This is a genomic window from Mesorhizobium sp. WSM4836 (assembly GCF_055811815.1).
Genome location: NZ_JBVVQF010000089.1, coordinates 1 through 578, shown reverse-complemented (window position 1 = coordinate 578; position 578 = coordinate 1). Strand labels below are relative to the sequence as shown.

General features: G+C 65.7%; 1 protein-coding gene. It reads right to left on the bottom strand.

Features of this window, described 5'->3' with window-relative positions; genetic code table 11:
* A partial coding sequence (locus tag AC0L2P_RS32205) for an efflux RND transporter permease subunit (protein WP_473507247.1) occupies nucleotides 1–578 on the bottom strand: 578 nt, incomplete at both ends.

Sequence of the window (578 nt, the reverse complement as noted above, 5' to 3'; positions counted from 1 at the left end):
ACGCCGATCGTCGCCATGACCACGCAGGACAGCACCAGCCAGACGCTGGTGAACTTGTTGAACTGCGCCAGAAGCACGATGAAGATCAGGAAGATCGCCGCGCCGAAGGCTTTGCTGAGGAAGGCACCGGCCTCCGCGCTGTCCTCGTTCGAACCGGCAAGCTTCCAGCGAATGCCGCTGCCGAGATTCATGTCTGCGACAGCTTTGGTGACCTCCTGTTGGACGGCAGCCACCTGGGCGCCAGCAGCGACGTTGGCCTGGACGACCACCGTTCGCGCACCGTCGATGCGGTTGAGGATACCGACCGTCGGCTCCGGCTTGCGCACGACGAAATTCGAGATCGGCACCGAGCCTTGCGCGGTCTGCACCCTGAGTTCGTCGAGCATCGACAGCGTGCGCCGATCCTCGGGCAGACGCAGTCTGATGTCGACCGCATCATCGGCGCCGGCGGGCCGGTATTCGCTGAGCTTCAGCCCGTTGGTCACCAGCTGCACCACCGTTCCGACCGCGGTCGGGCTGATGCCGTACTGCGCCGCCTTGGCGCGATCGACCTCGAGCGCCCAGTCGACGCCGGGCGG